Source organism: Caballeronia arationis (genome assembly GCF_001544975.2).
GTDB classification, from domain to species: domain Bacteria; phylum Pseudomonadota; class Gammaproteobacteria; order Burkholderiales; family Burkholderiaceae; genus Caballeronia; species Caballeronia arationis.
In genome coordinates this window covers 1-3,870 of record NZ_FCOG02000287.1, presented here as the reverse complement: position 1 = coordinate 3,870, position 3,870 = coordinate 1, and the positions used below count along the sequence as shown (strand labels likewise).

Sequence of the window (3,870 nt, the reverse complement as noted above, 5' to 3'; positions counted from 1 at the left end):
AACTGGGAGTTTCGCAACTGCTTATCTGCACCTATCCGCACGCTGCGCTTGGCTTCGCGCGATTCTGCAAGACCGACTCATTCGGCTACCTGTTTGTGCCTATCGTCCTGGGCCTGATCGCCGGCGCGGCAGTCGCACATCGTGTGGCCGGCCAGGGCAGTCCAGCGCGCAGTGTAGTCCTCGGCCATCTTGTCATGGTTGTGGCTGGCGTGATCAATATCGGCGTCAACGCGATGCACGCATCTCCGTTGCCATGGGATCTGGTGGCGCTGCCCATCTTTGGTGTCGGGATGATGATGACTCAGCCAAGCCTGCTGGTGATGGCCCTTGACTGTTTCCCGGAGCGGCGCGGGCTGGCGTCCAGTTGTTATCTCACCGTCCAGCAGTTCGGCAACTTCCTGTCCTCCGCATTGTTGGTGCCGCTACTGCTCGGCAACACACTCCACTTGGCCATAGGCATGGCGGTTCTGCAGTGTCTTGGTCTGCTGATGTTCTGCATCGCAATGCGCGATGGGAGATCGGAATAAGCCGATCGGGAGCCCGCGTCGGTCACCAACGTCGGCAAAGCGGGGGCGTGTGCGCGCTCGAGCTGTGTCGAACCGCGGCGCTCGTCGGCCATGCCGAACAGTGCGACCCCTGCGGTCACCAGCGCATCACCTACAAACTCTTTCCGGCATCGCGCCTGCCCGAATTGCCAGTCGCTCGCCCACGCGCGACGGCTCGAACACAGGCAGGCTGAGCTGCTGCCCGAGGTCGAGCCAGGACATTCGCAGCGACAGGCATTATATGCTTCGAATCGGTTGTCACGCGATACGGGCGCTTGTAGACCGAGCGTAACTGTTTGCACCAGAACCCCTGTCAGCGCCTGTGACCAGCGCGAACGTCGGAATGTCGTGCCTGGGATCCCTCGTCGCGGCAGTTGCACGCGAAATGCGTCACCAAACACCAACTGTTACGAAAAAATGAAAGGCGGGATACGAATCACGCAGCCAAAGTCGGAGAAGCGCTGTCGTTCAAGTGTCCCGCCACTCGCTATGGTCTTTCCAGGCATCGTCGTCATTACAGAGCGCGATTCGTATTATCCCGCCGTGGCGTGTGCCGCTTTGATAGCGGCGTCGCGTTCTTTCTTGGCTTCCGCCTTCTTGTGGTCATAAACTTTCTTCGCAGCAGCGACCTTTTGGTCATACAGGTGATTCGCCGCAGCAACTTGCTGGTGCATTCTCACTAAGGGGTCGGAATGCTCGGTGGATGCCGGGGAAGCTGGCGCGTTGCCCTGCGCCCACGCGCCGTGACTAAACGACAGGGCAAGGGCCCCGGTAAGCACTGCAATACCAATGTGTTTCATCATGTCCTCCGTACAAAGTGACAACATTCAAATTCGCTAGCGCGCTCTACACGCCCTGGCGTTCCTTACGGAAAGGTATTCGATCACTAGGTCAGGAAGCTGCGGGCTAGGCTCGTCGAATTCGGGTCTTTCGGGCTCGATCATATAGAAGATCGATTACTTTAAAAAGTACACCGAAATACAGAGACCAGTTCACATCCTGACAGTCTCCGGCGGGCGTCGTAATGTGCATCATTGTGGGGCGTCTTTTATCTGTCGGATCATTACAACAGGAAGCTTATCCACCTAACCCTCACATGCATTAACGGTGAATAATGAGGTTTCCAAACAAAGGTTATATATTTAAATCATTGCTCTTTTTTGGCATCCCGACCCATGTGTGGATGCTGCGAGATTGACAGCTCGAGATTTTCGCGATTTTGTTCTTGGAGAACGGTAGTTCTGGTTTGCGAAACAATCGCCGTTAATTTAGTGGAGTGATTCGATGAGAAAGAACCTTATGGCGGTGGCCGTCCTGGGCGTGCTGGCGACTGCCGCACAGGCGCAGAGCAGCGTCACGCTGTACGGCCTGATCGACGCCGGCATCACCTACACGAACAGCCAACTCACAAGTCAAGGCGGCCGCAGCAATGTGCAGATGACGAGCGGCTCGGTGGAGGGCAGCCGCTGGGGCCTGCGTGGAGCGGAAGACCTGGGGGGTGGCCTGAAGGCAATCTTCACGTTGGAAAGCGGTTTTAACGTGAACAACGGGACCTTTTCACAGAGCGGTCGGGAGTTTGGTCGACAGGCCTTTGTCGGACTGTCGAGCGTCGATTTTGGTGCTGTCACATTGGGCCGCCAGTACGACAGCATGATCGATTATGTTGGACCGCTGGCGCTGACTGGCACGGAGTATGGTGGCACGCACTTCGCGCACCCGTTCAACAACGATAACCTCAACAACAACTCATTCTCGATCAACAACTCGGTCAAGTACCAGAGTGCGAACTATGCGGGATTCCGATTCGGTGGTCTGTATGGCTTTTCCAACGCGGCAGGGGCTTTTGCAAACAACCGTGCGTACAGCGTGGGCGCGTCGTACAGTTGGGGCCCCCTGAACTTTGGCGCCGGGTACCTTCACCTGAATAACGGCGCGGCCTCGCAGGCGGCGGCCAACTTCAATGCCAACGGCGCCGTGACCGACGGGCAGACGCTGACTGCTGCGCGCCAGCAGACATGGGGAGCGGGGGTGAATTACGCGTTCGGACCGGCAGTAGTTGGTTTCGTTTACACGCAGACCAACTTGACTGAGATATTCCAGACCGGTTTGAGCACCCATATCCAGAACTTCGAGGGCAATATCCGTTATAACCTGACGCCAGCGCTGAACGTGTCCGGAGCCTACACATACTCACGCGCGGGCGCCAACGCCGGAAGCGGTGCGCCGCACTGGAACCAGGTTGGCGTGCAGACGGATTACAACCTTTCCAAACGAACGGATGTATATCTGCAGAGTGTCTACCAGTCGGTCAGCACGAGCCAGAATACCGCACTGGGGGTGGCGTTCATCAATGGATTGAGCGCGCCTTCATCGACCACCAATCAGGTCGAAGTGACGGCGGGCATACGTCATCGGTTCTAGGGGAAGCGCGTGTACTGACCTGACTATTCGGATTCGCGGGGTGGGGCGACACCTGCGCACGCGTTTCTGACAACGAGCCGAGGCGACCGCTTAAGAGGCGAGATCTAGGCGGTCGCCGGCACATTCGGTGTCTGCGCGCGATTAAGGAAATCTGAGCGCGGGGGCACGCTGCGTCCATGACGCTCGCTGCGGAGGGAAGGACGGCCGACGAGCAAAACTTGCGCGAGGACCTCTGGATGGAGCCTTCCCGGTACAACTGATTCGCGAGTGGAAGATCCCCATATGACGAGGAAGAAAGTTCGGTTGTGGCCAGCAACGGATCGTTTCGTATGTGACCACGACACCACGCCCGAGCAACAACTCCTAGATGTCGCGTAGGCTCAAGTTGAACCGAAAATACCAGCGGACCACGCGTCTGATGACGACGGCAGGGAAGCGGTGGCCGTGATAAAGCGATTTCATTCCCTTCATCACTTCATTCTGCCGCTGCCTCCCCATCAACCCGACAAAGCCCCTGAGGAGTATTGATGCGCTCCTCGAGTAGCTGAAATGCCCGGTGCAGAAGACGCACGTCTCGGAATCGACGTGCTTCGGCGACGCTCACCGCCCCATCCGCCGGTCATAGCTCTGCGAGATGCGCTGAAGCAGTGTGGGATCGCGTGCGTCAGATGAGTTAAACCGCACAACAACGCTGCCGTCCGGCTGCTGGCGTGCGTATTCCACGCAAAGAGAACAACCATTCCACGTCAAAGTGAATCGTAATTCCACGGCAAAGCGAACAAGGATTCCACGCCATCGCGAACAAGCGGAGCGAAGCGACGCGGGACCTTGCCTTTTTACTCGGACTGCGGCTTCGCAGTCAATCGACTGCGCGTCTTGCGCAGCGATTCGCCGGCGAGCGTGA

3 protein-coding genes and 2 pseudogenes are annotated in these 3,870 nt (G+C 57.7%); 3 read left to right on the top strand and 2 right to left on the bottom strand.

Translation table 11 applies throughout. The annotated features are described in order from the left end of the window. A partial coding sequence (locus tag AWB81_RS46200; protein WP_510183685.1) for an MFS transporter occupies window positions 1–527 on the top strand: 527 nt, incomplete at its 5' end. Between the two features lie 53 nt (window positions 528–580). Then, window positions 581–767 (top strand): annotated as a pseudogene (locus AWB81_RS49245) (transposase zinc-binding domain-containing protein); the annotation flags it as partial. Window positions 768–1,078: 311 nt separating this feature from the next. Here AWB81_RS49245 and AWB81_RS41015 read toward each other — a convergent pair. Continuing rightward, window positions 1,079–1,348 (bottom strand): hypothetical protein, encoded by a 270-nt coding sequence (locus tag AWB81_RS41015; RefSeq protein WP_374730551.1) that lies wholly within the window; start codon window positions 1,346–1,348, stop codon window positions 1,079–1,081. A gap of 481 nt (window positions 1,349–1,829) precedes the next feature. Between AWB81_RS41015 and AWB81_RS41010 the strand changes: the two genes are divergently transcribed. Beyond that, entirely contained in the window at window positions 1,830–2,966 is a 1,137-nt protein-coding gene (locus AWB81_RS41010) for a porin (protein WP_062644157.1), read from the top strand. Between the two features lie 366 nt (window positions 2,967–3,332). Here AWB81_RS41010 and AWB81_RS44390 read toward each other — a convergent pair. Next, a pseudogene (locus AWB81_RS44390) lies at window positions 3,333–3,437 on the bottom strand (IS6 family transposase); the annotation flags it as partial. Window positions 3,438–3,870: the final 433 nt, after the last annotated feature.

What these genes read in the sequence shown, in the direction of transcription:
- AWB81_RS41015 (WP_374730551.1), bottom strand. Translation starts at nt 1,348, where the DNA reads ATGATGAAACACATTGGTATTGCAGTGCTTACCGGGGCCCTTGCCCTG.
- AWB81_RS41010 (WP_062644157.1), top strand. Translation starts at nt 1,830, where the DNA reads ATGAGAAAGAACCTTATGGCGGTGGCCGTCCTGGGCGTGCTGGCGACT.